The organism is Vibrio marisflavi CECT 7928, from assembly GCF_921294215.1.
GTDB classification, from domain to species: Bacteria; Pseudomonadota; Gammaproteobacteria; order Enterobacterales; family Vibrionaceae; genus Vibrio; species Vibrio marisflavi.
Map to the genome: position 1 here is coordinate 1,216,211 of NZ_CAKLDM010000002.1, position 26,883 is coordinate 1,243,093.

General features: G+C 40.9%; 22 protein-coding genes. 5 read left to right on the forward strand and 17 right to left on the reverse strand.

Annotated features, from left to right (window positions below; translation table 11 throughout):
• Window positions 1–252: 252 nt before the first annotated feature.
• Window positions 253–654 (forward strand): YgiW/YdeI family stress tolerance OB fold protein, encoded by a 402-nt coding sequence (locus tag L7A31_RS12335; RefSeq protein ID WP_237361980.1) that lies wholly within the window; start codon window positions 253–255, stop codon window positions 652–654.
• Window positions 655–920: 266 nt separating this feature from the next.
• Here the strand turns inward: L7A31_RS12335 and L7A31_RS12340 are convergent, their stop codons facing one another.
• The 7 genes from L7A31_RS12340 to L7A31_RS12370 form a co-directional block, all read right to left on the reverse strand.
• Window positions 921–1,634, reverse strand: coding sequence for a glutamine amidotransferase-related protein (locus L7A31_RS12340; protein WP_237361981.1), 714 nt, complete (start codon window positions 1,632–1,634; stop codon window positions 921–923).
• On the reverse strand, window positions 1,631–2,791 hold the full coding sequence (locus tag L7A31_RS12345; protein WP_237361982.1) for an iron-containing alcohol dehydrogenase: 1,161 nt from the start codon (window positions 2,789–2,791) through the stop codon (window positions 1,631–1,633). Before L7A31_RS12345 ends, L7A31_RS12340 begins: the two co-directional genes overlap by 4 nt.
• A gap of 26 nt (window positions 2,792–2,817) precedes the next feature.
• A complete protein-coding gene (locus L7A31_RS12350; protein WP_237361983.1) occupies window positions 2,818–4,209 on the reverse strand; it encodes an aldehyde dehydrogenase family protein in 1,392 nt (463 codons plus the stop codon).
• Between the two features lie 11 nt (window positions 4,210–4,220).
• Entirely contained in the window at window positions 4,221–5,588 is a 1,368-nt protein-coding gene (locus L7A31_RS12355) for a glutamine synthetase family protein (protein ID WP_237361984.1), read from the reverse strand.
• A gap of 201 nt (window positions 5,589–5,789) precedes the next feature.
• Window positions 5,790–6,746, reverse strand: a complete 957-nt coding sequence (locus L7A31_RS12360) for a LysR family transcriptional regulator (RefSeq protein WP_237361986.1) — start codon at window positions 6,744–6,746, stop codon at window positions 5,790–5,792.
• Window positions 6,747–7,007: 261 nt separating this feature from the next.
• A complete protein-coding gene (locus L7A31_RS12365; protein ID WP_237361988.1) occupies window positions 7,008–10,091 on the reverse strand; it encodes an efflux RND transporter permease subunit in 3,084 nt (1,027 codons plus the stop codon).
• Window positions 10,078–11,514 carry an efflux RND transporter periplasmic adaptor subunit gene (locus L7A31_RS12370; protein WP_237361990.1) on the reverse strand — a complete coding sequence of 479 codons (1,437 nt, stop codon included), beginning with the start codon at window positions 11,512–11,514 and terminating at the stop codon, window positions 10,078–10,080. The genes L7A31_RS12365 and L7A31_RS12370 overlap by 14 nt, the downstream gene beginning before the upstream one ends.
• Before the next feature lie 594 nt (window positions 11,515–12,108).
• Here L7A31_RS12370 and L7A31_RS12375 point away from each other — a divergent pair.
• Both L7A31_RS12375 and L7A31_RS12380 read left to right on the forward strand, forming a co-directional pair.
• A complete protein-coding gene (locus L7A31_RS12375) occupies window positions 12,109–14,238 on the forward strand; it encodes an FUSC family membrane protein (protein ID WP_237361992.1) in 2,130 nt (709 codons plus the stop codon).
• A gap of 190 nt (window positions 14,239–14,428) precedes the next feature.
• Entirely contained in the window at window positions 14,429–14,848 is a 420-nt protein-coding gene (locus L7A31_RS12380; protein WP_237361994.1) for a hypothetical protein, read from the forward strand.
• A gap of 91 nt (window positions 14,849–14,939) precedes the next feature.
• On the opposite strand, the gene L7A31_RS12385 is transcribed toward L7A31_RS12380, so the two are convergent.
• From L7A31_RS12385 to L7A31_RS12395, 3 genes are read right to left on the reverse strand one after another with little or no spacing between them, the layout of a single operon-like run.
• Entirely contained in the window at window positions 14,940–15,740 is an 801-nt protein-coding gene (locus tag L7A31_RS12385; protein WP_237361996.1) for a PhzF family phenazine biosynthesis protein, read from the reverse strand.
• A complete protein-coding gene (locus L7A31_RS12390; protein WP_237361998.1) occupies window positions 15,737–16,183 on the reverse strand; it encodes a GNAT family N-acetyltransferase in 447 nt (148 codons plus the stop codon). The genes L7A31_RS12385 and L7A31_RS12390 overlap by 4 nt, the downstream gene beginning before the upstream one ends.
• Window positions 16,184–16,190: 7 nt before the next feature.
• Window positions 16,191–16,487, reverse strand: a complete 297-nt coding sequence (locus tag L7A31_RS12395; RefSeq protein WP_237361999.1) for a DUF6559 family protein — start codon at window positions 16,485–16,487, stop codon at window positions 16,191–16,193.
• Between the two features lie 456 nt (window positions 16,488–16,943).
• On the opposite strand from L7A31_RS12395, the gene L7A31_RS12400 reads away from it, so the two are divergent.
• Window positions 16,944–17,831: an AEC family transporter gene (locus tag L7A31_RS12400; protein ID WP_237362005.1), complete on the forward strand. Its 888-nt coding sequence runs from the start codon at window positions 16,944–16,946 to the stop codon at window positions 17,829–17,831.
• Between the two features lie 92 nt (window positions 17,832–17,923).
• The gene (locus L7A31_RS12405; RefSeq protein ID WP_237362007.1) at window positions 17,924–18,499 is read left to right on the forward strand and encodes a thiamine phosphate synthase; all 576 of its coding nucleotides are present in this window, start codon (window positions 17,924–17,926) and stop codon (window positions 18,497–18,499) included.
• 70 nt (window positions 18,500–18,569) lie between these two features.
• Here the strand turns inward: L7A31_RS12405 and cysN are convergent, their stop codons facing one another.
• The 7 genes from cysN to L7A31_RS12440 all read right to left on the reverse strand — a co-directional run bounded on the left by cysN (window position 18,570) and on the right by L7A31_RS12440 (window position 26,775).
• A complete protein-coding gene (cysN, locus tag L7A31_RS12410; protein ID WP_237362009.1) occupies window positions 18,570–19,979 on the reverse strand; it encodes a sulfate adenylyltransferase subunit CysN in 1,410 nt (469 codons plus the stop codon).
• A gap of 66 nt (window positions 19,980–20,045) precedes the next feature.
• Complete coding sequence (gene cysC, locus L7A31_RS12415) at window positions 20,046–20,684, reverse strand: adenylyl-sulfate kinase (RefSeq protein WP_237362011.1); 639 nt, start codon at window positions 20,682–20,684, stop codon at window positions 20,046–20,048.
• Window positions 20,685–20,686: 2 nt separating this feature from the next.
• Window positions 20,687–21,601 carry a sulfate adenylyltransferase subunit CysD gene (cysD, locus tag L7A31_RS12420; RefSeq protein ID WP_435532890.1) on the reverse strand — a complete coding sequence of 305 codons (915 nt, stop codon included), beginning with the start codon at window positions 21,599–21,601 and terminating at the stop codon, window positions 20,687–20,689.
• 35 nt (window positions 21,602–21,636) lie between these two features.
• Window positions 21,637–23,373 carry an SLC13 family permease gene (locus L7A31_RS12425; RefSeq protein WP_435532891.1) on the reverse strand — a complete coding sequence of 579 codons (1,737 nt, stop codon included), beginning with the start codon at window positions 23,371–23,373 and terminating at the stop codon, window positions 21,637–21,639.
• Between the two features lie 129 nt (window positions 23,374–23,502).
• On the reverse strand, window positions 23,503–24,282 hold the full coding sequence (locus L7A31_RS12430; protein ID WP_237362013.1) for a phosphoadenylyl-sulfate reductase: 780 nt from the start codon (window positions 24,280–24,282) through the stop codon (window positions 23,503–23,505).
• Between the two features lie 130 nt (window positions 24,283–24,412).
• Entirely contained in the window at window positions 24,413–26,278 is a 1,866-nt protein-coding gene (locus tag L7A31_RS12435; protein ID WP_237362015.1) for a methyl-accepting chemotaxis protein, read from the reverse strand.
• A gap of 71 nt (window positions 26,279–26,349) precedes the next feature.
• Window positions 26,350–26,775, reverse strand: a complete 426-nt coding sequence (locus L7A31_RS12440) for a rhodanese-like domain-containing protein (protein WP_237362016.1) — start codon at window positions 26,773–26,775, stop codon at window positions 26,350–26,352.
• Between the last annotated feature and the right edge of the window lie 108 nt (window positions 26,776–26,883).

The window sequence follows — 26,883 nt, forward strand, 5'->3', positions numbered from 1 at the left end:
ACACTTTTATATCAGCTGTATATGTCACGTACTCAAGGCATCTATAAGCTAAATAAATCATCGATGGAACTATTATTCCCTAACAGTAATTATAAGAGATTGTGCGACATTACGATGCCGGATTAAGTGTTTATTAATTAAACGAATAAAAATTAATTTATTTATAAACAAACTATTCATGTAGCGTTAATTTGAAGTTGTTTATAGTTTCTCACGTAGACAAGAACTGCACTAATAACAGAGGAACAAATGATGAAAAAGCTATTACTACTATCTGCAATCGCGATCGCTTCAACATCGGCAATGGCAGCACAAAACAATAATCAAGGAGGAGGTTTCACTGGTCCTTCAGCGGACACTGTTATTACAACAGCTAAAGCAGCACAAAGCGCAAGCGACGATGCTAATGTTCAGCTTACCGGTTATATCACTCAATCACTAGGTGATGAAAACTACATGTTTAAAGATTCATCTGGCACCATTCAGGTTGATATCGACCATGATAAGTGGAATGGTGTTCATGCTACTCCAGAGACAAAGGTTATCTTGAAAGGTGAAGTAGACAAAGATTGGACTTCAAGAACTATCGACGTAAAACAAGTTCAACTCGCAGACAAAACTGCAAATGCTAAAAAAACTGCGACAGTCTATTAATTCACTAGAAATAGAATTTAAAAAACCTCCTTTCCCTAGGAGGTTTTTCTCTTGGGGGCTACTACCTCCCCAAGCCTTGAGCCAACAACTATTATTAGGTAACTGGATTCCTAAACAAGCTCAGACCGCTTTATTCTCGCTCATATATTTATAGTGTGAAGGTTATAAACCTAAGATTTCACGAACGCTATACGTTCACAGCAATTTACTCTCAATATTTATATACACCTGTCTGGGAAATTGGCCGTGAAATATCCATCACCAGCTCACTCATCCAGAAAAAAGCTAACGATGGACTGAGTTATTTCTGGCTTATCTACTGATTTAGAAAGAGATTCAACTCCTTTTTCGTATGCTATTTCACCAATGCTATCTCGCCGATGTTGCATCAGCCCTCTAGAAAAAGATTTATTGAACTCTGGGTGTCCTTGTATACCTAGGAAGTAATTGCGAACGCAGAACATAGCATTGGGACAAAATTCACTTGAAGCTATTAAGTCTGAATGTTCTGGAAGAGATATGACCTGATCTTGGTGACTGACTAACAGAGAAATACTATTTGGATGTTTATGATTCGTATGAAGCCACTGAGGGCGACGAACAATATTATGAGCAGAGACCCCGACACCCCACCCTTTTTCAGATTTGATCACTTCTCCACCTAAAGTGGATGCTATCAGTTGGTGGCCAAAACAAATACCTAACGTTCTAATCTTTTTTTCGTATAACCGAGCGACAAATGCACTTAACGACTCTATCCACTTATCGGAGTCGTAAACACTGTATTTAGAACCGGAGATGATATAACCGTCGCAATCACTTTCGTTACTAGGGAACTCTTCATTCAAAGCATTATAGAACTTTAAACGTATATCGTCAGTATGGTCGGAAAATAGAGACTCGAACATCGCAGAATACTTACCATGTTGTTCGAACAACTCTGGTGCGACCTCTCCACACAGAAAGACTCCGATTCTCATAGTTCACCTTCCACGGCTTTAGTAAAGATTTCGCTATATTGAAGCGAGCTAAACGCAACCGGATTCCCAGAAGCACTCGGATCTCGCTCTGCCATTTCTCCAACTAGCGTAGCCTCTTTAATATCTATACCGATTTCAGCAAGAGTATTGGGGATCTCGAGCAAAGCTCTCAGCTCATATACCCAAGCTAAGAAGCTTTCAAAGTTTTGCTCAGGTAAATCTAAGTGTTTTGATGCTACTGTTAACTTATCTTCAATAGCACTTTGATTGGCTTTCAAAACATAGGGCATGAGTATCGCATTCAACAAGCCATGATGTTTGTCATAAAGAGCGCCTAATGAATGAGCAATGGCATGCATTGCCCCCAAACCCTTTTGGAAGGCTGTCGCGCCCATGCTAGAAGCAACAAGCATATGTGTTCTGGCATCTATATCATTTCCATCATTAAATGCTTTAGGCAAATAGTCCTTAACCAACTTCATAGCTTGCAACGCTATCCCATCCGCCATTGGGTGATACGAAGCGCTGCAATACGCTTCTAGGCTATGGGACAAGGCATCCATTCCGGTGGTAGCCGTTAGAGTCTGGGGAAGTCCAGCGGTTAATTCCGGATCCAAAAGGACTTTTTTAGGTAACATTTCTGGATGAAAAATTACCTTTTTTAGCCGTTGTTCAGGGCAAGTTATTACAGCTGCGCGCCCTACTTCAGAGCCTGTTCCAGCAGTTGTAGGTATAGCGATAACAGGAGAGATACCCGAAAGCTTTGCTTGCTTCCAATTGTCACCAATATCTTCAAAAGTCCAGATAGATTCGCTTTGACCGGACATAAAAGCTATCGCTTTTGCCATGTCGATACTTGAACCACCACCTAATGCAATGACTCCGTCAAACTTACCTAAATTAAACTCTTTTACGCCAAGAGCGACATCGTCATTGGTTGGATTCGATGCAAACTGACTGAACATTTGGCAATGTATATGATTTTGGTTACAAAGCCGAATTACCGCATCTACCATCGGTAAATTCATCATGCCGGGGTCTGTCACAACCAAAGCATCAGAGATCCCTACTGCTTTGCACTCATCACCTAGCGTACCCAAACACCCAGCGCCAATAGTCATTGAGGTGGGATAATTCCATTGAATAAATTTAGACATACTCTTTCTCCACCAGCTCGAGTCTCTCAATTCGGGTGCTTTATATGGAATGATTTCAAACGAGTGAATGCATCAAAGCCAAATTCAGATAACGTGTGACCACGGCCAGAATGCTTAATGCCTGTCCATGCTAGAGCCGGATCTAAATAGTCACAACGGTTGATAAAAAAAGTACCTGTTTGAACTTTTCGCCCCAACTCAGTGCCACATTCTATGTCCCTAGTAAAGATAGAAGACGTTAAGCCATATTCGCTATCATTCATCAGCATGACCGCTTCCTCGTCACTTGATACCGACATGACACCTACAACGGGCCCAAAGGACTCCTCTGTCATCACCCGCATTGAGTGACTAACATTGGTTAGTACCTGAGGTGCCAAGTAAGCACTGTTTCCATCGTCCAATTCGAAAAGGCGCTTGTCGATGTGGTACTGAGCTCCCTGTGCAACCGCTTCATTGACTTGTACTCTCACAAAATTTGCTGCTTCAGAACATACCAAAGGCCCCAAAGTTGTTTCTTCTTCCGTCGGTATCCCCAACTGATATTTCGTTACCAATTGGGTGGCTCGTTCTACAAACGACTCGTAAAGAGAGTGATGAACATAGACTCGTTCAATTGCGCAACACGACTGACCTGTATTAAAAAATGCGCCTTCAATAACTGTCTCGGCCGCAGAATCCAAATTTGCATCTTCACGTACGTAGGCAGGATCTTTGCCTCCTAACTCCAGCCCCAGCCCAATAAACTGTCCAGCGGCAAATTGTTCCATAGCCCGTCCAGCTTTTACTGATCCAGTAAAAGCGACATGATTCACTTCACCAGAGCGAACCACACTTTCTGCCATTGAGTGATTTAAGTGCAAATATTGAAATATACCTTTAGGTAATCCAGCATGTTCAAAGGCTTCGACTAGGCGCTCAGCGCAAAGTGGTGTTTGTGCTGAGTGCTTTAAAACAACGCTATTGCCTGCAAGTAAAGCGGGAATGATCGAATTAATAGCGGTCAAATAGGGGTAATTCCATGGCGCTACAACAAAAACAACACCAATCGGCTCTCTTTCCATATAGCGGGTGTAACCCGTTTTCTCTGCGACGGAAATCGTAGACAAAACTTTCTCACTAGCCGCGATCATAAACTCGCCTCGCTCTACAACCCCTGCTATCTCATTTTTGGCATATCGAATTGGCCGCCCAATCTGCCAACATAGTTCCAATCCAAGCTTTTCTTGATTGGATTGCAACCAATCAAGTGCTTTGACACAAATTCGCTTACGCTCTTCTAAACTTGTTTGTGCCCAAACTCGCTGAGTAGATTGTGACAATGCCAACACAGAGCGCACGTGTGACTCTGTCGCTAATTCTCGACAGACGTATTCCTTGCCATCAATAGGAGATATTGTTTTTTGGTATAAAGCCATTCCTTTTAGCCTCAGATGATTTCGAAGTACCTATCCATTTCCCAATCAGTAACATGCTTCCTAAACTCGCGCTCTTCCCATTCTCGACTCGCAGCAAAGTGATGAACGAAATCTTTTCCAAACAGTTCCAATGCGGGTTTTGAGCTTTTCAGGCTCTGTGCAGCCTCCCACAAGGTGCTTGGAAGTTTGTTTTTCTGATCGCTCGTTTGCTCATAAGCATTTCCGGTTGTGGGCGCCGTCGGCTCTAATTTATTCATCACTCCGTAAAGACCAGACGCTATTGCAGCGGATAGAGCTAGATACGGGTTAGCATCTGCAGCAGCCAAGCGATATTCGATTCTCTGAGCTTTGCTATTGCCGGGGATCACGCGCAACGCTGTGGTTCTATTCTCAACCCCCCATGTCGCCGCAGTTGGCGCCCAAAAGCCCGGAACCATGCGCGTGTAGCTGTTAACCGTCGGAGCAATTAAACACAGGAACTCCGGCATCAATTGTTGTTGTCCGGCCAAAAACTGGCGCTGGAGATGGCTCATATTGCTCTCTTTGCTTTCATCGAAAAACAGAGCATCCCCTTTATCATTTTGAATTGACAGATGTATATGTCCGCTTTGTCCCGGGTAATCTCCAGACCATTTCGCCATGAAGGTCGCCAGCAAATTGTTCTTCTGTGCCCAAACTTTAGTAAAGGTCTTAAACAGCGCTGCTTTATCGGCAGCATGAAGTGCACTGTCTACAGATATAGCCGCTTCTATAACTCCTGCACCGGTTTCTGTATGTAGACCTTCGATAGGAAAGTTCATCATCTCGCCCATCTGCAACATAGACTCGTAAAGGTTGGAGTGAACGCTATTTCTTATAACGGAATAGCCAAACCAATCAGGCGTAAAGGATTCTAAATTGCGAAACCCTTTTTCTCTGACAGAGTGTGGCGTTTCGTTGAAAAGGAAGAATTCATACTCCAAGGCAGCAGATACATGAAAGCCCATTTCTTTGGCCTTCCTCAGAACTCTGCGTAACAGTGCTCTAGGACAAACAGATTCAGCGTCTCCGTTAAACTCTGCTAAAAAAAGTAACATTCCCTCTTCTGCATACACTTCTCGGCAAGTGTCAGGGAGTATGCGAACTTGTGCATCTGGATAACCGGTATGCCAGCCGGTGTATTTTGCATTGTCATAAAGTTGATCCTTAACATCCCAACCCAATATGACATCACAAAAAGAAAATCCATTTTTCAATGATGATTCAAACTTTGCCTTGGACATGTATTTACCACGCAAGACTCCATCGTTATCAAAAAGACCAACTTTAACGTGTGTAAGCCCTCTTTCTTCGACTATAGCGATGGCATCTTCAATTGTCTGTACATCCGTTGCTTTCATTGCGCTTCATTACCTTTAACACTAAAGAATATTCTTCAAGTCACATAACAAAGGTAGGAGTAAACAATCGAATTCGCGCATTTCCTGCACGATTAAAAGTAGATTTTGGTAAGTAGGTTTTAAAACAGTGGAGAGGTGCAGTAGAGGAACAACAATCAGAAAGCAGAAGCTGAGCATTCACTCAGCCTCTTTATGCATCAATTAACCGATTTGAACTTGCTCTGATAACCAAGGAAGTTCTTTCTCAAGTTTAGGTAAGAACTTGTCACGAATAATTTGCTGACTATTTTGGCTCATACACAGCGGTAAGTTATCCAGTTCATTCTGACGGCTGTATAACGATAGCTCTCTATACAAGCCTTCTAGCTCAGGAAGAGCTAAGCACGTCAACTCCTCGCGAGGAATACCATTCTGAAGCAAACACAGCGGTGTCGTAATCGTCCAGCCTAAACCTGCACTAACACACGAAAGTACCGACTGTGTATTGTCAAGCTTAACCTTTTCAGGAGCGTTGAGAGCGCTACGAGAAATATACCCTTCTATAGTACGACCTAAAAATGAATCATCAGCATAGCGAATCAAATCCAGCTCTTTACTTATTTGTTCTAGCGTTAGGTTTTTACCTTCATATGATTTTGGCAATACAACCAAAAATGGCTCTTTGACAATCGGGAAGCGAGCCAAATACTCATTTTGCTCGGAAGGGTCATCAGAGATAACAATATCGACATCTCTTTGAATCAAAGACTCACGAGCGAGCTGAGACAGTTCAGTGCTAATTGTCCAGCTTTCAGAGTGATGTTTAATGAGTTTAACTAAAGGTGTCGACAAATGACTCGCCAATGAATCCACCATAGCAACTCTTAACGAGTGAATCTTCTCGAATTTGTCTTGGAGTACTACCTGCCGAACACTTTTCGCTTTCGCTATTAATTTATTTGCTTGTTCGTAAACATAACGCCCTGCAATAGTAAGCCCTGCAGGACGAACACTTCTATCTAACAACTGAGCATCGAGATTTCTCTCTAGGTTTGCAAGAGTTTGAGATACAGAAGACTGAGTAAGACCAAGCTGTTTGGCCGCCATTGTCATATTGCCTGTTTGGGCAGTAACAATGAATACCTCTAACGTTTTTAAATCAAATCCTAATTCTTTCACGAATCCTTACTCTCTCTTATAGATCTTATATACCCGCCAACTTGGGTACCGACTCTAAGTAACATGAAATGCAAAATACGAAGAGCCTTTTTGCGGTACAAGTAACATTTTTAATCTTATCACGTACTGATTTACGCATGCCATAAGACGCTAGTCAAGCAGTTACTCTAATAAATAATCCTAACTGTGGTTAATTACCAAATTGTAAATAAAAAAGTCACCATTTACTGGTGACTTTTTGCTCTAAACAGATACTAAGCTCTATCTCTTTATTCTTCTCAATTGCTTCAGCTGGTACATCACATCCTGTTCTCGAAGGTTCGCCATTGCAACATAGGCAAGAGGGACGAGGAATAACGAGAATAGCGTCCCTAATATTAAGCCACCAACCAACACCAACCCGATATTTATACGGCCAACTGATCCCGGCCCTTCAGCCAACGCTAGAGGCAAAGAGCCAATGATCATAGTGAGAGACGTCATCAAGATTGGACGGAGACGCGATTTCGCACTTTCAATAGCAGCTTCCATTGGTGTTGAACCATGATTCTGTTGTTGTTTGTTAGCAAACTCTACTAGCAATATTCCGTGTTTAGTGACTAGACCAACCAATGTCAGCAGTCCAATCTTTGAATATATGTTAAGACTTTGTCCAAACAGATTTAGTGTCAAAATAGCTCCAACTAAACACAATGGAACCGTCAAAAGAATGATTAAAGGATCAACAAAGCTTTCAAACTGTGCTGCTAGTATTAAGAAAATAAATACCAGTGCCATACCAAATAACAGCTGCATACCTTTCGACGAATCTTTCAGGTCTTTAACTACACCATTGAATTGGTACGATTGATCTTTCTGCAGTAACTCTGGGACATGGCTGTCGACATATTTTTCAACATCACTCGCCGTATAGCCTGGAAGTATATCTGCGGTAATTTGCGACGCGTCTAGTCCCATAAATGTCTTTATATGAGATTCAGAAGTCACTTGCTTAATCGTAACAAACTGAGACAACGGCAACTGCTGACCAGATTTAGACATCACATACAGTTTATTAAGTACGTTAAAGTCACCGAGGTCTTTTTCATTTACTTGTACCTTGATTGGGTACGTGTAACCGTCTTTCATCTTAATATAGGCAGCTTGGTTTGAGCCTAAGAAAGTGGAAAGCGCGCTTGTCACATCAGCATAATCTACGCCTGACATCACGACTGCATTTTGATCGATAGACAAGTTATATCGCAGCATATCTCTTAGCATAGAGTTCTTCACATTAGATACGCCCGGGTAGTCTTCTAAGGCTTTGACAACTTTCTGCGCAGTTTTCCCAAGAGAACCTAGATTATTATTGGTTGTCGTCAGCTCGAGCACTAAACCACTTGGCAAATCTAAGTTATCTGCCGAGCGCACGGACATGGAGACACCATATGCAGATACAGTCGACTTTGCCTTTGCCATCAATTGATTGATAACTTGTTCAATGCTCTGTTTTCTCTCGCCCCAGGGCTTTAAAATCACTTGGTTTAAAGGTGTTCCTTGTATATAAGCCATATTCGCTTCTATCGCTGGGTCGCCTTTAAATATGCTGTTTAATTGAGCGTCATTTTGCAGGTTGTATGCTCGACCAACACCGGTAGGAGGCGTTGCAGACACATCGATAAAGCCTGTATCTTCAGTTGGTAAGAGTACTTTTGGCATAAACCATACTGCTATAACTGAAACTAAAATTAGCAGAACAGCGAAGCCAAACAGGCTTAGTTTTTTCTCAAAGGCAATCTTCAAGAAATGAACATACTTGTCTGTAAGCTTCTCTATCTTCGCTTCAACCCACTCAAACCAACCCGGAGTTTTCGTAACCGGCTTGAGCATATGCGCACTCATCATCGGTGATAGAGTCAACGCTACAAAGCCAGATATAATCACCGCAGCGGCAAGTGTAAATGCAAACTGATGGAATAGATCTGCTGTTAAACCAGACATTAATCCAATTGGGAAAAATACCGCAGCTAGGGTCAAGGTCATCGCTATAACGGGGAATACAATCTCCTTACTACCTTGTATAGCAGCTTGAAGTGGCTTTTTGCCTTGCTCTATATGCCGGTAACAGTTTTCGACTACTACAATTGCGTCATCAACCACCAGCCCTATTGCTAAGATTATCGCCAATATAGTTAATACGTTAATACTAAAGCCAAGCATCTCCATGATAGCAAAAACACCTATCACACAAACCGGAATGGTAATAAGCGGAATCGCCGCAACACGGAAAGAACCCAAAAACAAAACGATCACTGCAGAAACCAATACAATAGCTTCCAGCAGGGTAACAAACCCTTCGTCTATTGACGCTTTGATAAAGTCAGCTTGGTCATACACCATTTTCATTTGAATGGTGTCTGGCACGTTCATTTTCGCCATCGCTGCTTTAACTCGCGCAGCCACAACTACAGGGTTAGCACTTTTTAGTGGTAACGTCTGAAGAGACATGGCTAGCTTGCCATTTACCCTCAATACTGAAGGCGTCAAGCTTGATTCACCCATCACTACATTAGCTACATCTCCAACACGTACGATCTTGCCGTTGTCATCGCGAATAACAAGCTCTCGAACGCCATCTACAGTGTCAACAGGGTTTACTGGGTTGATAGAAAAATCACGAGCTTGGCCCTTGATGGTTCCTGCAGTAAATGTTGCGTTGTATTTACTTAATGTACTCACAACATCGGTAGCACTGATACCAAGTGCCGCCATCTTGTCCGGCTCTAGCCAAACACGAATCGCTTTACTACTACCACCATATGGCCCCCAAACTGCTCCAACACCTTGGATATGCCTAAACTGTGGGATAAGCTGCTGACTTATGTAGTCATACATTTGCTGCTTGGTAATATCACCTTTGGCAACAAACGTAATAATGTTACTTGGCAGAGAATGTTGAGAAGAGTCGTCAGTTACAACTGGCTTATCAATCATACTGGCAGGAAAATCTGTAATTGAAGCAATCTTACTGCGCAGGTTATTCATTAAACTCGCATATTCTACTTCAGATACATTGTCATCGAAGTAAAGTTGCAGCGTACAAGTGCCTTCACTACAGTCAGTATTCATGCTCTTTATAGAGCTAAGGCCAGTTGCGGCTGAGATTAACTTGTCCGCAACATTATCGGACATAAACTCTGCGCTTGCCCCTTCTATATTCGCTGTAACCGTTGCATTTGGAGCTCTATGGTCTGGGAAATATTGAATCGGTAGGTTCTGGATTGCCATTGCACCTAAAAGCACAATAGCAATACTAATTACACTGGCGAAGACTGGATGCTTAATGCAAATCTCAGGCAGCTTCATTATTCACATCCTTTTTTGCCTTAGCAGGTTGTGCAGTTTTCTGGCTAATTTTTACCACTTTTGCGTCCGTTTTATTAACTGAGTTATTTTTGGTGGGTTGCGTTGATACTTCAGTTATAACTTTATTGCTTACCGCACTAACTTTAGGCGGCTGGGCTTTAGCGCTCTGCTTAGTTTGGGGAGTAGTCTCAGTGCCGGTTGGCTTTGTTTGCTCCACGCTATTTGATTTGTCGTTTGCCGGTGCTGTACTGCTTGTTGCTTTGGCATCACCCTTGGATTCAGGTGTCGAAGATGCTACTGGTGTTTGAGGTGCAGTATCAGCACTCTCCTTTGAAGTGCTTGATGCTGTTGAACCACTGTTGTTCTTGTCTGAATTTTGATATTTAACGAAACCTTGCACTTTTACTAGTGAACCTGGTTTCAAGTTTTGTTGCCCAGCGACAACCACTTTATCATTCGCTTGGATACCCTGTTTAATAACAACATAACCATCATTTGTATTCTCGCCTAGCGTTACAGTTTGTTGTTTTACACCATTGCCCGTATACAACCAGACATAACGCTGGTCACCATTAACTACAACCGCATTTTGCGAAACGATTGGATAAGTGACTTTTTCTGAGGAGTATTGTGTGACGTTAGCAAACATACCGGGTACTAGCAGCTTGTCTGTATTCTTTATGCTCGCATGAACTTCTATGCGACCGGATTGGTTATCTACTTGTGGAGCGATATAGTCTACATATCCAGTGAAAGTCTTGTCTTTGTATGCGTCTACTTGAACCGTTACTTTTTGGTTCATCTTCGCTTCACCTAACTCTTTCTGGCCAATTGAGTAATTTACTTCAATTGGGTCAGCCTTGATTATAGAGACAACTACATCGGAGCTATCCAACCGGCTGCCGATTGAGTAGTTGAAGCTGGTCAATCGCCCATCAAACGGAGCAATAAGCTGATAGTTTTGCATATCGGCTTTTTTTTGCTCCACGTCAACTCGAGCTAAATTGGTTTGCAGCTTCTGGTTTTCAATGTCTTGCTTAGAAATGGAGTCTGGCTGCTTTTTCACAAGAGCCAACATACGAGTCAACTTCGACTGATCAATGGCATATTGCGTTTCTGCTTTGTCTAGCTCGCCTTTTGCTTGAGTGTTGTCTAGCTCTGCAATTAAGTCGCCTTTCTTAACGTACGCGCCATCCTTGAAGTATTTACTCTTTAATTTGTCTGACGCACTAAACGTTAATGCTGTGGAATCGACTGGAATAATTTTTCCTACTTCTTGCAGCTGACCGGTAAATTCTCGATTCTGTACGACTTGAACCTTGATTGGTATCGCTGTTTGCTCTGGCTCTTTAGCCCATGAAACAGGCGCCATTAGGAACGGTATTCCCATCACAACCAAGAAAGCTTTTAGTTTAAAATTCATGACAACACTCTACTAGGGGCAATTCTAGACGCTATAGTAGTCATAAAGAGCTAGTAATCGTTAATATACTGTCAGTTCTATGTATATTTCGTCTCAATTAGACAGTTTTTATCCAAAATTTGATTAAAGCGCCCATATATTGCGTTTTAAATTAGTTTATTTACTCATATTAGAATTAATATTTTCTGTGATTCGCATTGTTATCAGCAGGTTACAACAACAGCCAAACACTGACTAAACTCAACCAACATGGTGAAAACTTCTACAGACAATACAAATAAGTCAATCGTTTAATATCAGCTTTTTATGGGTAAATTGAAACTAATAAACAATTTGGAATTTCATACCGTATTTGCTCTACAATCTACTGTGACACATTAACTTTAGCCTAAACTTCTGCATTTATTAAATTAAGCATCAAATGTTAATAGCAGCTAATATCTTGCTCAGTAACACTTGGCAAATATCGTAACGCACAGAGCATAAAGTAATAAATATGTTGCCCCATATCTTTCTGTATCAGAAGAAGCCATTTAGGTATAAGCTAACTATATCTATTAATCTACGTGCCTAGTGCTTACCTAAGGTGTGTGAATGTTTCGCGATACGATCTCAACCGCTTATAGAAGCTTTTCTCATATTTTTCACAGATTCACCCTATTAAACAAACCTAACTTAAATTACGGAATTAAATCAGGTTTATCACTTTTGATCCTGTTGTTTGGCAGCCTACTGATCCATCAAACCGTGCTAGGGCTTACCGCGACACTTGGTATGTTTGCAGCTCTAATAAGCGGCGCAGATGAACCTAAGCAAAACTTCTGGCGTGTAGGGATAATCCACACCCTACATTTTTTCATCACGACACTTTTGCTCTTACTTCTGTTTCACTTCAATACTCCATACCTGCTAGTCATTAGTTTGTTCACTTTTGTGTTCGCAATGTATTCTGCGTTTGGTATTAGCTCTGCTAGACTTGGAGTTGCAAGCTTGTTGCTCGTAATTCTTACTCACCCCAATGACTTGCAAAGTGGTTTTTGGCAGACACCACTGCTCTACTTACTTGGTTCTACTGTTCATTTAATCATCTGCCGAACTTGGATCAGTATTTGGCCATACCGCGGACTACGCGAAAATTTATCCAGCTTTTACTCTACTCTTTCCGAGTACGTTGATCTCAAGTGCAAATTGATGACAATACAGCCTTTTGACAACCGCTCTTTGCTTCCGCTGCAGCAAACGCTAACAACTCTTATTCTTGAAGGAGAAAAACTGGTTAAATCGATCAAAGAACCCGCTAAGCCAGAACTGAATCAGTTACGAGAGTTGTATTTTTTAGGCAAAGAGCTCCATGAGCTATTTAGCTCCACCACTCATGCGCCCCAGCAGCTCTACCCCATATTTTGTGACAAGCAGGTAAAGCCTGTGTTTGTCGCCCTAATGAAGTCTTATTCGGAACAAATCAGAGAGATCGCTAGCGCCACCTTAAACCACCGCCCTGTAAAACACGTCATAGATAGTAAATTGATATTGGAACTCAGGGTTAAGTTTTTCCTCACCCCCACTTCGCACGGTGAATTAATTCAGCTGGCCAACGAACATTTCACCAACATTTCCGCTAGATTATCCAGTTTGCGTCCTCAATTTCATCATGAACTGGCCAATGCTCCCCAACAACACTGGCTAGATAAACTGAAAGCCAGTCTATCATGGCAATCAACCGTACTTAGGCATGCAGTGCGTTACACCATTTGTATGGCTGTTGGGTACGGTGTTGGAAAGCTACTTAATTTGGATAACAGCTACTGGATTCTGATGACGATTTCCATTGTGATGCAAAGTGACTATGTATCTACACGAGCAAAAGCAATGAGCCGTGCTGTTGGTACAGTGATTGGCCTGACAGGTGCTTACATCATTCTATCTTTTTCACCACCAAACTGGTTCATGCTATTGATCCTTGCTTTCGTGGTACCTGCATTCTTTTCATTTATTAAAAGCAACTATTCCATCGCTGTGATAGGCATAACACTGTTTGTTATTTTTGAGTTTCAGGTGCTAGCGCACGCTGGGTTGGATGCCATTACTCCTAGATTCTGGGACACACTAATTGCATGTAGTATTGCGTTGATAGCCAATATAGTACTTTGGCCGCAATGGAGTACTAACCGGCTTAGGATGCAATTAAAAACCACGCTATCTAGCTTCGAAAGCTTATTAGGGACATTACTTGAAAGTTATTCTGGAAACAAAAGTATCAGCTTAGATATTGTAGACGCTCAGCGAGTGGCAGCTTATCAATGTCAGCATGAGCTCATAAACAGATATCAGCAAGCTTTGCGAGAACCTTTCCATCGTGAGGAATACCTTGAATTGGTCAAATCGGTTAGACAAAGCACCCATACTTTCTTAAATCACGCAACAAACCTAGCAGTACTAGCTAAGCAAAAAACTACTCTACCAACAGCACTTATAAAAGAATTTAAGCAAAATAAAGACATCGTTTTTGAGGCTTGCTATCAGCAAATTGAAGGAAAAGAGTTGTCTGGGCCACACGCTTTAGTTGACTCATCAACACTAGAGCAAATTAAACTGTGTGAGCCAAGCCAAAAGCAGGTCGCCCATCAGCTAATTGCAACTATTCAGATACTCGCCCAGATTTTTGACAGCCTAAATATTATTAATGAACACCACAACAGACGAAATATTACTCAATCATCCTAATGTTTTTACTCTAATTTCTTACAGCCAAGCCAACCACCAGCATAATAAGTAATATTTATTGTGCTGTTGATCTGAATTTTTCACATAGTTCCGTCATTTTCTCTAATAATCGGATTAAACCAAACACATCTTTAATAGTTATGGATACTATAAAAAGACGGTCATTGCATATCTAAAAAGGATGTTTAGTATGAAGAGGTACATAGCAATATTAGTTAGCTGCCTATTGGCATCAGGATGTACAGCGGTTGTTCACGACGATGCAGCTGTGGTTGTAATCGACGCAACAGACGACTCTGGTATTGTCATTGTGGACGATTATAGTGAACCGGATACCATAGTTATTGAAACATATACCAGTTCTCCAGATGTGATTGTTGTTGAAGAATATACTGGCCCAGACGAGTATATAGAAACGGTTGATAGCACAGAGTTTGGCTATTCGGATGAATCAGGAAGTTACGTCGAAACGTATGAAACCTCTGAAGTCAGCTACGGAGATGGCTCTGGAAGTGTCACCGAAAGCTACCAATCTTCAGAAACAACCTATTACGGTGGTGATGAGCCGGATATAGAAGTTGAAGCCTATGTAGAAATTGAATTTGAGTAACACTCATTCTATGTGACAGTTAATCATTTACATACTCCATAAGAGAAAGCCTTTCCTAAACAGGAAAGGCTTTTTTATTTGTTCTCAAAAACTAGCATGTCATGACAGCATCCAGAGTTGTTACTGCTGTTCCAATAAGCTTAACCCTGTTGTTGGGTAGCATTTCCAGTTTCAGATAACCCCCTCGCTCAGAAGCTTGATACGCATGTAGCTCAGACTTCCCAAGTATGTTTTGCCAATAAACGCCTAGACCACAATGCGCTGAACCAGTAACGGGATCTTCGTTTATTCCAACCCAAGGGCCAAAATATCGGGCTGAATAATCGATAGTTTGTGAACTGCTTGCACTAGTAACAGCAATACCTCTTCCTTCACAGTCTAGCAGGCCGCTATAGTTTGGCTGCAATCTCAGCAATTGCTCTTCACTATTCAATTCAATGATTAACTTAGATTCAAAGCTTACTACTGCCTTAATTTCACCGTCACGAATGCCTAAATACTCTATTAATTTCTGGTCAAGTGAACAGTTTTGCTCCAGTTTAGGGGCGGGAAAGGTCATGGCTATATCGTTTTCACGAATAAACACTTCCAGTTCGCCAGACAACGTATTGAATACAAATGATTGCCCTACTTTGAGTAGTTGGCGCTCTTTCATTATGTGTGCGACAGCCAGTGTGCCATGTCCACATAGCTCAACTTCCGTTGTGGGAGTAAACCACTTGAGTGTGTTATTGCTCAGCGAAAGAAAAGCGGTTTCAGAAACCGACATTTCAGCCGCAATAGACAACATCAACTTCTGATCTAGTGGTTCTTCAGTAATGCATACTCCAGCAGGATTTCCTTGAAACGCTTGTGATGCAAAGGAGTCAACTTGATATATTTTGAGTTTCACGTTATTTCTCTAGCCAATCGATAAAAATGTTCTTCTTCAGCAATTATCTTATATGCCAATTGCTTATAAAAATATACCGCCACATCATCTCGCTTAAAACAGCTTAATGTGACATTGTCACACCCACTATTTACCGCCATTGAGTGTACAAGAGACATAACCACTTTACCGTACCCTTTTTGTCGATACTCTGGAAGGATAACAATATAGTGAAGGTGAAAGCCACGATTTACATGCTTAAAGCAAACCAGGCCAATACGTGTTGAGCCTCTGTATACCCAATGAAACCAACTCAATTGGTAACTGGACTTAAACCTTTTTCGCTGGAATATTTCATCCCATCCAAATGTAGTATCTATTTGTTGGAACGTACCCTGCTTTATAACTCGAAATACTTCTTCGATATCAGTGTTGGCAACAGGAACAAATGACAGCTCACTCATATTTCGGTTAGGGTTGAATGGGGAAACGACCAAACCTTTTCGGACGTCTGGACTTTCTTGCCAAATATCTATTTAGGCCTTGCTTACGAAGAGACTCTGAGCGCTGGCTATCACCACAAAAAATTGCATAAGCTAGTTCTTTATATTTAAGGTCGATTTTCGTCCGCTCAAGAGCGTAGTCCACATCTTCTTTGGTATATACTGGCTTCTCACCATTAATCTTTAACCATGGTACTAATTTTGAAGCTATTTGCTTGGTTTTTCGCTCAAGGTACCACTCAGAAAACTTTTTCCTGATTTCCATACATCCCTCTATTTTGGCTTCCTATAACTCATATTAGAACAGGCAATAGCCAAAGTGTATACCCTGATAAGTCATGTCCTACCGCTACGCCACTAGGTAGTTAAAATCAAAAACATTATCACAGAAGTCCATCAAATTTGTTTTCATATACGTCATTAACACACCATTAGAAACAATGACTAACAAGTAACCTCTGTATACCTATCAAAACTCAAAGGCTCAAGTTTAACGGATAGTAACTAAGCAGCTATATTTACAAATTAGCAAGAGTAGGATAAATTCTTTCCTCAATCCCCCGTAAAATCATTTCATCTTTAGTTTGTAAGTTTAGCTAACATATATGTCATATAAGATAACTAGACACTGAAGATGGCACTAACTAGTCTAGTTAGAGGTAACGTCTCATGCTTAGTGCTGATCACAAACATATGTAACTTATAAAACATTGGGAATGGTATGGAACATCTTTTTTATCACCTAATAAACATTATTCTTCCTGTATTGCTTTGTATTTTTGTCGGTTTTCTGCTTGGAAAATTCAATAAGCCTTTCGACACAAAAGTAGTGACAAGCCTAATGGCAAATGTTGGCTACCCTTCTCTCATTCTCGCCCACCTTGTAGGACGTACAATAGATTTAGATATCTTCTTTAAAATGTTGTTGTCAGGTGTATGGATTATTTTGGCTTTTGTCGCTATAACTGCGATTTTTTTAAAGCTTGTTAAACTCCCCATCCGTACATACTTAAACCCTCTTAGCTTGAGTAATGTCGGCAACACTGGCCTACCAATCTGTGCTTTGGTGTATGGCCCTAAAGGGTTGATTTACGGACTTGCTTTTGTTGTTGCTGTCACTGTATTTAATTTTACTATTGGACGCTGGATAAGCTCGGGCAGCTTTACGTTAAAACAGCTACTCACTAGCCCAGTAATTTACTCAGTGGTCATCTCAGTCGTGATGCTACTAACAGGTACTCACTTTCCAAAACCCATTGCTTCAGGGCTAGATATATTAAGTGGCTTAGCAATACCATTAATGTTGCTAACACTTGGGCACAGCCTCTCAACAATGAAACTTGGTAATATGAAATTAGGGACTGGATTAGCTATCTATCACCTAGTTGTCGCCATAATTCTAACTTGGGTTTCATTGCCTATTTTCGGGTTTCAGGGTGTCGCTCGCGGTGTGTTTATTTTGGAGGGTTTAATGCCCGTAGCAGCAAGCACCTACTTATGGGTCTCTATTTATAGAAAAGAAGATGCGCCTAGCGTTGCCAGCGTAATTTTGGTTTCCACATTAATGACAATACTCGTTGTTCCAGTTGCTTTGACTTACTGGGTATAACCTCTTAGATAACATGTATTTAATACTGGCATACGACACTTATATTAAAGTAACATTCGTCAAAACCTTCGAAAAATCAGTGTGGACAAACAATGTTAAGTGATCAGCATAATCTTTATTTAATCACGCCCGACTTCGAGTCAGATCTAGATCTGTATTTATCAAAGCTAGAAAATAGTCTATCTAAAGGCATCAAATTGGTTCAGCTTCGCTCAAAGAACCTATCGCAAGACAATTACCTTACCCTTGCTAACCCGGCTATTCAGCTTATCCACCAATACAATGCGAAGGTGATACTTAATGGGCCGATAGAGCTTCTTGAGTCTACTGATGCTGATGGGATTCATCTACCAAGTTTTGAAGCTGCTAAATATGAATCTAGGCCATTTGCAACAAATAAACTGCTATCGACCGCATGCCACACAGAAGAACAACTGAAACAAGCAGAAAGATTAAAAGCTGATATCGCAATTGTATGCCCAATATTTAAAACGCCGAGCAGCCCTAAAGGCATACCGATGGGCTGGGAGAAGTTTTCAAAGTTTGCAAACAATACAGATTTACCCGTTTATGCACTTGGCGGTTTAGAACTTACCCACTACCAAGAGGCAATACAGCACGGCGCAACGGGTATTGCTGCTAAAAGAGCATTTTGGGATTTGAAATAGTTGGTTCGATTTCATAGATAAAGCGCGCTAGATCTTCAATATCAGCGCGCTTTGTATAAGAGTAGAGGTCTTATATTTCTGTGCAGCCCCACTCAGGAAAATGTTTGCGAATATAAGCATTGAGATCTTTTTCCACTTCCGTATAGGCTCGCAGTCGTGAGCTGTCAGCTTCTGAAATAGAACTCGTCATTCCCGCACCAACTGTTACATTCGACAACCTATCAATGACAACAAACGCTCCCGTTTGGGCCAAGTTTTGATAAACATCGACAGGTACTATATCTGTCAAAGATATAGAGGTTAGTGCTATCTCATTTAGTTGCAAAGATTTAGCGCTTTTACTGCTTTGCTTCAGTGTATTAACATCTACTTTATGTACGATATCGGAGAAGTTCCCGGTGCAAGATTTCGTCGCAAACTTAAAAATATATTCTTTGCCCGTTTCCATCTTCGTTTCGTCCATCCATACAACATGAGCTTCTAACTGATTCGTTAAACTGGGCTCGAATCCACTGTGGACCAACATGTCACCACGCGAAACGTCGACTTCATCTTCAAGTGTTATAGTGATGGCTTGATTTGGATGGGCACAGTCTAGATCGCCATCAAAAGTGTAGAGTGTTTTCACTTTAGACTTTTTGCCTGAAGGTAATACAGTAATGTCGTCTCCAGCTTTTACAATACCGGATGCAAGCGTCCCGCAAAAACCTCTAAAGTTAAGGTTTGGTCGATTCACGTACTGAACAGGAAATCGCATGTGCTCAAAGTCTTCATCTTGAGTCACACTTACCGTTTCGAGTAAGTGCATCAGCGTAGGACCTTTATACCATTCCATAGATTCGCTGGCAGACACTACGTTGTCACCTTTTAGCGCTGAGATCGGTACAAAGTGTAGATCTTTGATATCAAAACTTTGTGCCATTTCTCGATAATCGTTTTCTATCTTTTCGTAAATGGTTCTATCGTAGTTTTTAAGATCCATTTTGTTGATTGCTACTATTATGTGCTGAATCCCAAGCAGGCTACATATATAGCTATGGCGGCGAGTTTGAGTCTGAATCCCGTATCTAGCATCCACCATTACAATCGCTAAATCACACGTTGAAGCCCCTGTTACCATGTTCCTCGTGTATTGTTCGTGCCCTGGGGTATCGGCGATTATGAACTTCCGCTTATCCGTTGAAAAATATCGGTAAGCAACATCAATAGTAATCCCTTGCTCCCTTTCGGATTGCAATCCATCGACTAACAAAGCTAAATCGAAGTCTTCATCTGTTGTGTTGAATTTCTGGGAGTCTTTCTCAATGGCAGCCATTTGATCCTCATAGATCAATTTACTGTCATAGAGCAATCGACCAATCAGCGTTGATTTCCCATCATCAACATTTCCGCAGGTTAAAAAGCGTAAAAGGTCTTTGTTCTCATGAACTTTCAAGTATGCTTCAATGTCTTTTGCTATAAGTTCCGATGAATGTGACATAGGGCAATCCTTAGCTAGTTAGTTACTGATTTACGTTTTCAAGGTTTTACAATTCAAAGAGTAGAGTTAAGAGCTCACGTCTAAATAACCAAATTCTTTTAGTTTCTCCACTACTTGCTTGGCACATTGTTCTACTGTCTTGCTACTAGTATGAATATGAATTTCAGGGTTGGTCGGAGATTCATATTGGGAGTCGATACCAGTAAAGTTGGAGATTTCGCCTGCCCGAGCTTTTTTATACAACCCTTTCGGATCGCGCTGCTCGCAAACTTCAATTGGGGTATCGATAAACACCTCTAAGAACTGACCTTTTTTCATTACCTTACGAGCTTGCTCTCTATCAGCTACAAATGGTGAGATAAACGCAGTTAAGACGATCGTTCCTGAATCTACGAATAAATTCGCGACTTCAGAAATACGGCGAATATTTTCTACTCTTGCTGCATTTGAGAAATCTAGATCTTTGTTCAGTCCGTGCCGAACGTTATCTCCATCTAACAAGTAGCTATGTTTACCTAGTTGAAATAATAAGCTCTCAACTGCGTTCGCTATAGTTGACTTACCGGAACCGCTCAAGCCGGTAAACCAGAGAACCACTGGAGTTTGATTCTTAAGTGAAGCCCTATCTTTGTTGCTAACAGCACTGTTGTGCCAGACAATGTCATCACTTACTGATTCATTTTCCTTTCGCTCATATACCGTCATTTTTAAAAATACCCTTCCCGCTTTTTCTTCTCCATTGAGCCTGCACTATCATGGTCTATTGCACGGCCTTGACGTTCGGAAGTGGTAGTTAGCAACATCTCTTGTATGACTTCAGGTAATGTCGTTGCTTGTGATTCCACCGCTCCCGTTAACGGGTAACATCCTAGAGTCCGAAAGCGAACCATTTTCTGTTCTATTTGCTCGTTTTCCTCTAGCTCCATGCGATTGTCATCAACCATAACTAAGATCCCGTCTCGCTCGACAACGGGCCTGACTTTGGAGAGGTATAAACTTGGGATTTCAATGTTTTCCAAATAGATATATTGCCAAATATCGAGCTCCGTCCAATTTGAGAGTGGGAAAACTCGAATGCTCTCGCCTTTGTTCACTTTACCGTTATAAATATTCCACAGCTCTGGACGCTGATTTTTAGGATCCCAACGGTGGTGTTCATCTCTGAATGAATAAACACGCTCTTTGGCACGCGACTTTTCTTCATCTCGTCTAGCTCCACCGAAAGCGGCATCAAAACCATACTTATCTAACGCCTGCTTAAGCCCCTGAGTTTTCATTATGTCCGTATGCTTCGAACTACCATGAACAAACGGATTAATCCCCATTGCTATGCCTTCAGGGTTTTGGTGAACAATTAGCTTCATCCCAAGCTTGTCAGCCATGTAATCGCGAAAAGCGATCATCTCCTTAAACTTCCATGTAGTATCAACATGCATAAGCGGAAATGGCGGTACACCAGGAGCAAAAGCTTTTTGAGCTAAGTGGAGCATGACCGAAGAGTCTTTCCCAACAGAGTAAAGCATGACTGGATTGTCAAATTCGGCGGCAACTTCTCGCATGATATGAATTGACTCTGCTTCCAGTTGCTTTAGGTGAGTCATTTTTTCAGGAGTAATTTCCATAGTTATTCCTATTTGATCGTAAGTATCAACATCCATCACAAACCAATAATTAGCGTTATCGCGCTAATTACCGTAATCCCATATGCAATGCTTATTGGCGCACCGATTTTGACAAAATCACCGAGGTGATATTTACCAGCACTGAACACCATTAAATTTGTTTGATATCCGTAAGGGTTAATGAAACTCGTACTTGCACCAAATGCCACCGCAAGTATGTACGCTTTCGGGTTAGCAGCTAAAACAAGTGAAAGACTATATGCAATCGGAAAAGTTAATGCAGCAGCAGCATTATTTGTTACCAACTCAGTCATCACCCACGTCATCGTATATACCAAAATCAATCCGATAAAAGGTGTAAAAATATGATGATTTGAGTGAACAAGTTCGCCAAGAAAATCTAATGCTCCACTGCTCATCATCGCGTGAGAGAGCAGCAGCGCAGAAGATATAATTAGCCATATTTGTTTAGGTAGTCGTTGCATAACCTCGTTTGAGCACAGGCAACCTGTGGTGAGAAGAACACCAATTAAAATAAGCATCGCCTTTAGTAGTGGGACGAAACCCACTGCAGCCAGCACTATCGCGGTAAAAAAACCACCGATTGCTATTTTTTCTTGGATTGGATTAAGCGTTTTCTCTGTTTCTAAGTCACTTAATACAAAGAAGTTTTTTCTTATGTTGTGCCGCTCTTTAAAATCTTCACCTACAGCGAGTACCAAGAAATCACCCGCTCTCAGCACAACCTCACGTAGCTTACCCGATATTTTGTCACCATCTCTTCTAACGGCCACTACAGCAGCATTATACTGAACACGAAAACCAGCATATTTTAGCCTCGTACCGACAAGTCCACTTTCTGGCTTAACAACGACTTCCACTAAGTTATCCATCGGCAAGCCATTCTTATTGGCAAATAGATCAAGCCCTTCAAACTGGCTAAGAAGAGTAACTTTTTTGATATCTCCACTGAAAATCAATCTATCTCTAGGTTCTATTTCTTCTTGAGGTGAAACAGGAGAAATTAGGCGCCCGCGGCGTAGGATTTCGACCAAAAACAACGACTCTAAATTGAGCAGCCCACTTTGCTCTGCACTTTTTCCAACTAAAGGAGAATCATCAGAAACTTTTGCGTCAATGAAATACTCTGAAGACTTTGCGGCTTCTTTCTCTGTTGCTGGTAACAACGGTGACAACATAAAAAGCAAACTACCACATACCAATATTACGCAGGCACCAATGGGAGTAAAATCGAAAAAACCAAGTAAAGGCGAGCCACTGTCAATCACCATACTGTTGACGATCAGGTTCGTTGAAGTGCCGACTAAAGTGAGTGTTCCACCAAATATTGCTGCATATGAAAGTGGAATGAGTAGTTTTCCAGACGCGTGATACGTATTATTGCGAATAGGAGAAAGCATTGTTGATACAACAGCGGTATTGTTCAAAAATGCAGATGAAATGACGGTTAAACCAAATAGGCGTAGCCAAGTCTTACGATAGCTTTCTTTGATAACAAAAACGGCAATAGCTCTAAGCAACTTAGTTCTTTCTAAACTGACGGAACACACCATCAATGCAATTAGCGTCAATAAACCTTTATTAGAAAAGCTAGCAATAACTTGCTGAGTTGAGACCAAACCAAGCACATATAGGCCAAACGCAGCTATACCAAACACTCTCTCGGGATAATTTTGATACTTTATGAGTGAAAAAATAGTCGCAGCAAATATAGTGGCAACTAAAATTGAAGGTTCAATATCAATCATCATGATCTTGCAACACCTCTCCTGAGAAAGCCTAAGTCACTATCGTTATAGATGCTCAAGCCGCTTGTTATTATAAGTTCGGAGTCTCGATCTGTTCTCTGCTCCTTTCTATAGAGTTTCTTGATACGCTAATCAATCACCCCAGCTGTCTTCGCTATACTCCTCGTCTTCATGTAAACCACATTCTCTTTTTAAACCGAAAAATCGCGTTTCCTCTTGCTTCAATGAAGGATCCCATTTGGTAGTGGTGTGTGTATCTCCAATTGACACATACCCTTCAGCTTTCAAAGGGTGATACTTCAAGTTATTTGCTTTTATGTATTTATCTATATCTTCACTTGTCCAATCAATAACTGGTAGGAATTTGAAAACGTTGTGCTGAATGGACAATATAGGTAAGTTGGCACGGCTCTCAGACTGACCTCGTCTCAATCCAGAGAACCATGTTCCAACAGCTAGTTCGCTTAGCGCTTTTTTCATTGGCATGACTTTGTTCAAATCATTGTACTTTTTAATTCCATCAAGCCCTTTTTGCCAAAGCTTTCCGTATCGAGCCTCTTGCCAAGAAGGACTAAACTCAGCTCTAAAGGTTTTTAAATTCAACTCTAAATTTTCAGTCAGCTGATCGATAAATCGATATGTTTCTGGAAATAAATAGCCAGTATCCGTCAATACAACAGGGATCTCCGGAAGATGATTTACCATCAAGTGAAGCATTACTGCTGATTGAACACCAAAACTTGAAGAAACAATATGAGTACTAGGTAGATTATTCAACGCCCAAGCAATTCTTTCCTCAGCATCTAGCCCTTCTAAATAAACATTTAATTCAGCTAAGAGTATTACTCGGTTAGTTTTTGTTTGTGATAATAGTTCTTTTAGCTTAGGTATTTTGAAATTCATATCATTCATCTAATGACCTTTATTTATAAAGTCTCAGTTTATATTTGAATAAATAGCTACTCGATACCAAAAAGACATACAGTCTCTAGTGCTAGCTTTATTTCACTAGTTTTAGTGTTACCTAATATTTTTTATTTAACTAAATACTAAATTTTTTAACTGATGAGTCTAGAACATTCGCTAAGTTGAGCATATCTTCTCCTCCTTTGAAGGTATGATCGGCGACTTTGGTATTGTCTTGCCCAACATCTCGTATGCTGATGATGTCTTTGTTTATCCTATTTGAAACTACAATTTGGTTCTCAGCTTCAGCGGCTACTCTAATATTTATATCACTCAGTGTTTCCATAAAATCTGCTAACTCGTTTATCGTCTCACCAGCCGATGCGACGTCGTCGACCGCCTGTTTAGCCGTAGTTTGACTGACAGCCATACTCTCGACGGCTTCCTCCGCATTCCCTTGCAAAATGGATATCATTTTTCGAATATTGTTAGCCGATTCTTGACTATGAGTTGCTAGAGAACGAACTTCATCCGCTACGACGGCAAAACCGCGACCTGCGTCACCAGCACGCGCCGCTTCTATCGCAGCATTCAACGCTAACAGGTTAGTTTGTTCAGATATCGACGTAATATCATCCAAAATAGAGTTGATAGAATTCGTTTGTTCGGACAGCTTGGTGATAACCTTTTCCGAACTCAGTATTTGTTCAGAAAGTTGCTCAATTGTATGTATCACACTGGTAACGCTTTGCTTACCTTCTGAAGTTTTTTGCTGGGATACTTTCGCTTCTTTAGCCGCTGCAGCTGAGCTTTGAGCGACTTCATTAATACTCGAATCCATTTGTCCCATTGCGCTAACCACAGACTCGGTTTTCTGCTGCTGTATCGTAATTGAGCGCTTGGTATTGTCTGCATCTTGGCACACTTTGTTGGCAGACTCGTATAGACCAACACTATTCTCTTTAATATTACTCACATTCTCTCGAAAGCTTGATATGAGCTTTATTAGCCCTTTATTTAGAGTACTAACTTCATATATTCCCTCTTCTTTCGCGCTCACTGTAAGATCACCATTCGAGACTTGCTTCATATGTTCAACAATTTCATGAATTGGCTTAAATAGAAGTTTGTTTAGAAAAGCAATCGAAAAAAACATGAAGAGGACTACAATACCTAAGAAGCCAGCAAATGTGACATTTCGTAAATACTCTGAACGTGAAATAAGATATTCATTATTAAAAGCTCCCTCTATCGTTATTAACGGCTTACCATCGGAAGTATCCAATGAGAACTTCGACATAACATAATTCGATAAATCCGTTGGAAAGCTCTCTGCTCGATAACGAACGTCCCCATTCCCATCTAAAATTTCAACAGGCGAATCTATCTTGCTTTCAATATTCTTAATATTGTGTATTGGATCAACCACTATTTCTACATATCCAATAACCCTTAAACCACCAACAGGAACCAGTATCGAATAACTCGGAATACCATTAGAAGACCAAACATATTTGGCGACTTTTAGCTTTTCATTTCCTTTTCTTCCTTCGACAACTTTTAAAAACTCAGGGTTTAGGCTTTTAGAAAACGACTGAACGCCCTGCGTACTTGATGCTAAGTAGTTAAACCTTGTATCAAATGCCCTAATTTTCTGTATATCAATCAGCCCAAAGGTTTGATATCGACGATTAAATGATTCATTTAGATAATCAGCGAGACCCGCTTTATTTTCTCCTGTCTTAATGTAACTTTTTACAATTTTTCTTAGGTCTCTATCCGATTGAATTTCAACACCCAAGCTATCAAGAATTTCACCAATCTCTACCATCTCCTCCGTCGAGGTTACTTCAATAAAGCGACTCATGATTCGTTCGCTAACTTCTTGAGATAAGTGCCTAAATTGCTGCGTTGTAATAATTTCGACAACAAATAATATGCCCGACAGAATAACAACCAATGCAGTGATAAGTACTTTTGTAGAGATTTTTGATAGCCACATGAATCTTTGCTTCCTTTGCAAATTTCCCGCTTACCATAAATTCACCCTATTGGTGATAGTATGATTGCCCACTACTTGCTTATTGGGTACCCCTTATCTGTCCACTCTTCCCAGCCACCACGGAACCAATATATTTTCGAGTACTGTTCTTTGTACGCGATTTTGGCGGCATTCATACTACGAGCGCATTTGGAGCCATTACAGTAAAAAATCACTGGTGTATTCTTGGTCGCCAAAACTTTTGCTAATGATTCAGGGGTAGTGTCAACATCCGTAAGAGAGATCGAACCTTCAATGAAGCCCCCCAACCTATCCTTAGCTACACGTGAGTCGATAATGACCAAGTTGTCATGCTCATCAACTAGATCAATTAATTCATCCGCTGTAACTTTAGTAACACCATCGATATCTAGTGGTACCTCTTTCTTACCTGCAAAACTGTAAAATGCCAAACAGCTCATCATCAATGTAACTACATATTTAGATACCAATTTCATAATCAAATAACATCCTCTAACGTGTACAAATATATAGAAGGCTCTCGTTCCACCCGTTATACAACTTAATTCGCATAATAACGATGCTGAAAATGAAGCAGAAACCCT